Annotated in this window: 3 protein-coding genes; 2 read left to right on the forward strand and 1 reads right to left on the reverse strand. The window is 44.8% G+C overall.

From position 1 onward, the window contains the following. Positions 1–324 precede the first annotated feature (324 nt). Positions 325–2,124 carry a bifunctional 2',3'-cyclic-nucleotide 2'-phosphodiesterase/3'-nucleotidase gene (locus BG32_RS06005; RefSeq protein WP_259459558.1) on the forward strand — a complete coding sequence of 600 codons (1,800 nt, stop codon included), beginning with the start codon at positions 325–327 and terminating at the stop codon, positions 2,122–2,124. A 447-nt stretch (positions 2,125–2,571) separates the two neighbouring features. Here BG32_RS06005 and BG32_RS15550 read toward each other — a convergent pair whose 3' ends face one another. Continuing rightward, on the reverse strand, positions 2,572–2,781 hold the full coding sequence (locus tag BG32_RS15550; protein WP_183084298.1) for a hypothetical protein: 210 nt from the start codon (positions 2,779–2,781) through the stop codon (positions 2,572–2,574). Positions 2,782–3,269: 488 nt separating this feature from the next. On the opposite strand from BG32_RS15550, the gene BG32_RS06010 reads away from it, so the two are divergent. After that, on the forward strand, positions 3,270–4,599 hold a 1,330-nt coding region (locus BG32_RS06010), incomplete at its 3' end, for a prolyl oligopeptidase family serine peptidase (protein ID WP_147434847.1).

A 4,599-nucleotide genomic window follows, 5' to 3' on the forward strand; every position in this document is an offset into this window, starting at 1 on the left:
CCTCTGCCGGAGGCAGAGACTGGCCAGGCGGAGCCTGACTGGCTTTCTAATCGCCTCCTGCCAAATGCAACATCACTTCTGCTCTTGCTAGACCCTAGACCCCACAACCCTAGTCCCGGTTCTTCCGCTCTTCGTTAATTAGACTGCCTACTTTCATTTACTGAGATGTGCTTTTTCTTTCTTAATGAGTCCACATGATTGTAGTAAGATAGTACTGTTTCGAAACATTCTTTGGAATCCTCAATTATCTTCAGCATTGGATTCTTACGGTCATGGGTCAATAATTCTATCCGGCGAAAATTGGGCTGGTCAACTCAAATGGAGGTGGAGCTTTTGAACTGGAAGAAAGGAATTCCTGCAGTTGCTATCGTTCTATTTGTTGCTGCTTTAGTCCCTGTAGTGGCATTCGGAACGGTAACCGTTCACGAACTAGTCGTTCTGGGCACGACTGATCTTCACGGCTATGTAATGCCCTATGATTATCTTACTGTCAAAGAAGTCAGTGATTACGGCGCTGCAAAGACCTTCACACTGATAAAGTGGGCAAGGGAAATGTACAACAACACCATCTTGATCGACACGGGAGATGCCATTCAGGGTAGCGTTCTCGCAGAACGTGAAGCGAGAATAGATCCAATCAAGATGGGAGATACTCCCTCGATAATCAAAGCCATGAATATCATGGATTATGACGTAGTTGGAATTGGAAATCACGAATTCAATTTCGGTCTCGAATATCTGGACCTGGCCATTGCTTCCGCTGACTTCCCGATGATCTCGGCAAATCTTTACAACGAAGACACGAAAGAGCTCAGGTATGACCCCTATGTGATATTGGAAAGAGAAGTCGACGGAATTCCAATCAAGATTGGCGTTATAGCCTTTCTACCTCCGGAAATAATGATGTGGGACAGAGTCCTCCTCGAAGGAAAAGTCTATGCTGAACCTATAGTAGACGCAGCTGCCAAGTATGTCCCCAAACTACGCGAAGAGGGCGTCGATCTGGTGATAGTCTCCCTTCACCAGGGAAGCTCAGACGCTGAAGCAATACTCGAAAACGTTGAAGGAATAGACGGCATCATCATGGGTCACAGCCACGGGAAAATTGCCGACAAAATAGATGGAGTCCCGGTGACAATGGCAGGAAGTTGGGGAAGCTCCTTAGGTCTGATACATTTCCATCTTCTGAACCGTGATGGAGAGTGGGAGGTATTTTCTTCATGCCCGCAGTTGTGGCATGTCGACGAAAAAGTCGAGGCTGCTCCGGAGATAGTTGAAGCAGTCAAAGAACAGCACGAAGCCACTATTGATTACGTAATGGCTCCCGTGGGAACGACAGCCGTACCGATCAAGGGCTATTTCAGCAGGGTAATAGATAATGAAGTCACTCAACTCGTAAACGAAGCCCAGCTTTGGTACGTTAAAGAGTATTTCAAGGGCACTGAATATGAGTCTATGCCTCTCCTTTCAGCTGCGGCTCCGTTTAGAACAAATACCAGTGTAGATGCAGGGGATGTAAGAATTATGAACGCTGCAGATATCTATATATACTCGAACACACTCCATGTCGTGAGGGTAAACGGTCTCGAACTGAAAGGCTGGCTTGAAAAGTGCGCGGAGAATTTCAATCAGATCGATCCTAACAGCACGGAAGAACAGAATTTGCTTGCAAGGTTCTCTTCATACAACTTCGACATAATCGAAGGAATCAACTATCAGATAGATGTTCGAAACCCCGTAGGTCAGAGAATTGTGAATCTCACCTATGAGGGTGAAGAAGTCGAAGACGATATGGAGTTCCTTGTTGTGACAAACAACTACCGCGCAGGTGGCGGCGGCTATCATCTGGTCGATGCCGACATCGTCCTCTCCTCAACAGTCGAGAATCGAAGCGTAATCATCGACTATATTATCGAGAAGGGCACTATCAATCCAACGCCATCCTTCAACTGGTCAATAGTTCCGTTCGAGTCTGCAGGAAAGATCACTTTCTCCTCAAGTGATGAAGCGGCAACTCTACCGGAAGAACTTGGAATAAAGGGTATAAAGTACATCGGAGACCGAGTCTTTGAAGTAGACCTCATAGAGCTTGCAGAGAACGTTCCTCACGCGGTTGCCAATTAGGCCCTGAATCAATCCAAGCCGGAGGTCCCAGACCTCCGGTTTTTTTCGACTACAGTAGTTGTCTTCTTGCGTAAGAGATTTCGAATCACGCTCCATCAAGCCAGTAATTCTGTTAGTCCACCTGCAACTACTAAAGTTAAGGCTATTACCATTGCGAATGGGGAATGAACCAAATTTGAACTTGCTTCTACTTATTCCGATACTTCAAAAGGAAAGACATTTTGAAATCTCCATTCTTCACCCAACTTGTGATGAGATGAGAAGAAGTGATGTGAAGAGAACAAATTGCACGTGTCATTTGATCCCTGCTCTCATTCAGTCATTATTTAAATCGAGAACTATTACGGAATCGGCCACAATTCTTCTATCAATTGCTCTTTCTCAAAACCTGGTTGAGGGACAGTCTGTTCTCTATTTCGATGCTCGAATTATTTGCCCTCAGTGTGATTAAGAGGCCGTTGCCGCCTTACGGTTCCCCTTCAAACTTGTAGAAGTCAAGCTGATTACTGCTACTATAAGATTCTTAATGTTCACACTGCCGATCAACAAGGATACGGCTATACCAATTAGCAGAAGCCCTATTCCAAGCAATAGACCTGCGATTGCCAACTCCTTGCTTTCACAGGTTCTCCTCTTAGAACAACCTCCAACCGACACTTTTCACGGGATCATTCCGGAAAATATATCATCTACCGATAGGTATTTTGAATTTGTCACAAGTTTCTCAAGTTGGCTCCCGGCTCTTCATCCATCATAAGGCAAATCGAAAATCATATGATCTCCTTTTAGAAATTCGGCGCGGAGTTCTCTGTCGGGTTTTAAGGGAAAAACGGCTCATTCCATTTTAGAGGTGTAGCTACGAGCGAACAAAACCTGCAACATGATTCGTAATAGAGGACAAAATGATAAATCGTTAGCTGTGATCGAAAGAGATTGAGGTTAAGAAAAGGATCAAAACTTCCTGAAGTGCCTTTTTACATGTTTTACAGGAGTTCCGATTAGTTACTGATCCAAACCTATTTATGCTGCATCTGTTATATGATTGCATTATACAGAATGTAGCGACCTCGTACTTTTAGGTGAGCATCTAGTTTAGAAACCAAAATCAGCGCTTTGTTGATGGACAAGGATTAGGAGGATCAATAATGGCCGAAAAGAAGTACACAATCGAGGAACTGATGGAAAATGAGACAATTGCATCTTTCGCGGTTTCCGCCGATTCAAGGAAAATTCTCTATTCTTCCGACAAGACTGGCAACTATAACGTATTTGAACTAGATCAAGAGAAGGGAAGACACATACAGATTACGTCCCTCGATGAGAACCCATTAGTTTCTTTCATTTTCGAGGACGGAAGCTTCATTTTCGCGATGGATAAAGGTGGCGATGAGCTGCACCATCTCTATCTATTTGCTGATGGAGAGATCAGAGATCTCACCCCTTTCGAAAAAACTAAGTCAGGATTTCACATGAGTGTGGGTGACAAGGTTTACTACTATTCGAACAGGGTTGACAAAAGTAGATTCGATCTTTACCGATTCAATCAAGGTGATTTGACAAGCGAGCTGGTCTTCGAAAACAGGGACCTGTTCGAGCTGGGTCCGATTTCCAGTGATGAGAAGCTTATTGCTCTTCGTAAGCCCCGGACTGCAAACGATTCGGATATTTACCTTTATAACTTTGTAACCGGGGATATAAAACTTCTCTCCCCCCATCAAAGTGAAGGAAATTTCAAACCTCTCTTCTTCTCAAAAGATTCACTAAAGCTGTACTATGTATCGGATTCGGCCGGAGAGTTCATGACGCTCTGGGAAATGAACATTGAAAGCAGTGTCAGTGAAGAGATTCTTGACTTAGACTGGGACATAATTGCAGGAAGGATGTCGGAGGACGGAGAAAGTGCTGTGCTTGTACTGAATAGAGATGGTTTTTTCGAACTCCATGTGATCGAAACGAAAAGTAACTCTCTCAAGATACCACCTATAAGAACCGGCGGTGTCGTTTACGATCAGTGCTTCAGTAAAGATGGCCGGCTTCTGTATTATCTTTGCGATTCGGCGACATCATCTCCCAATATTTTTACGATAAACCTCGAGACAAAAAAGACAAAGAAGCTCACTGATTCAATGAGCCAAAACGTGAACAGCAATGATCTTTCCGAAGCTTCGGTTCTTCGCTTTGTTTCATACGACGGTCTCGAAGTACCAGGGATTTTCTATCCGCCCAAGAACGTACCTGCCGGCGAGAAAGCGCCCGCCGTTGTGTGGGTCCATGGAGGACCTGGCGGCCAGTCTCTACCGAGATACAACCCGGAAATCCAATTCATCGCGAATCATGGCTATGCAATCTACGCGGTGAATAACAGAGGAAGCTCCGGTTATGGAAAGAGCTTCTTCAAAGCGGCAGATCACAAGCACGGAGAAGCCGATCTGGATGACTGCGTGGAGGCCGCCAGATATCTAGGCACACTTGATT

The organism is Mesotoga sp. HF07.pep.5.2.highcov (assembly GCF_003666285.1).
GTDB classification, from domain to species: domain Bacteria; phylum Thermotogota; class Thermotogae; order Petrotogales; family Kosmotogaceae; genus Mesotoga; species Mesotoga prima.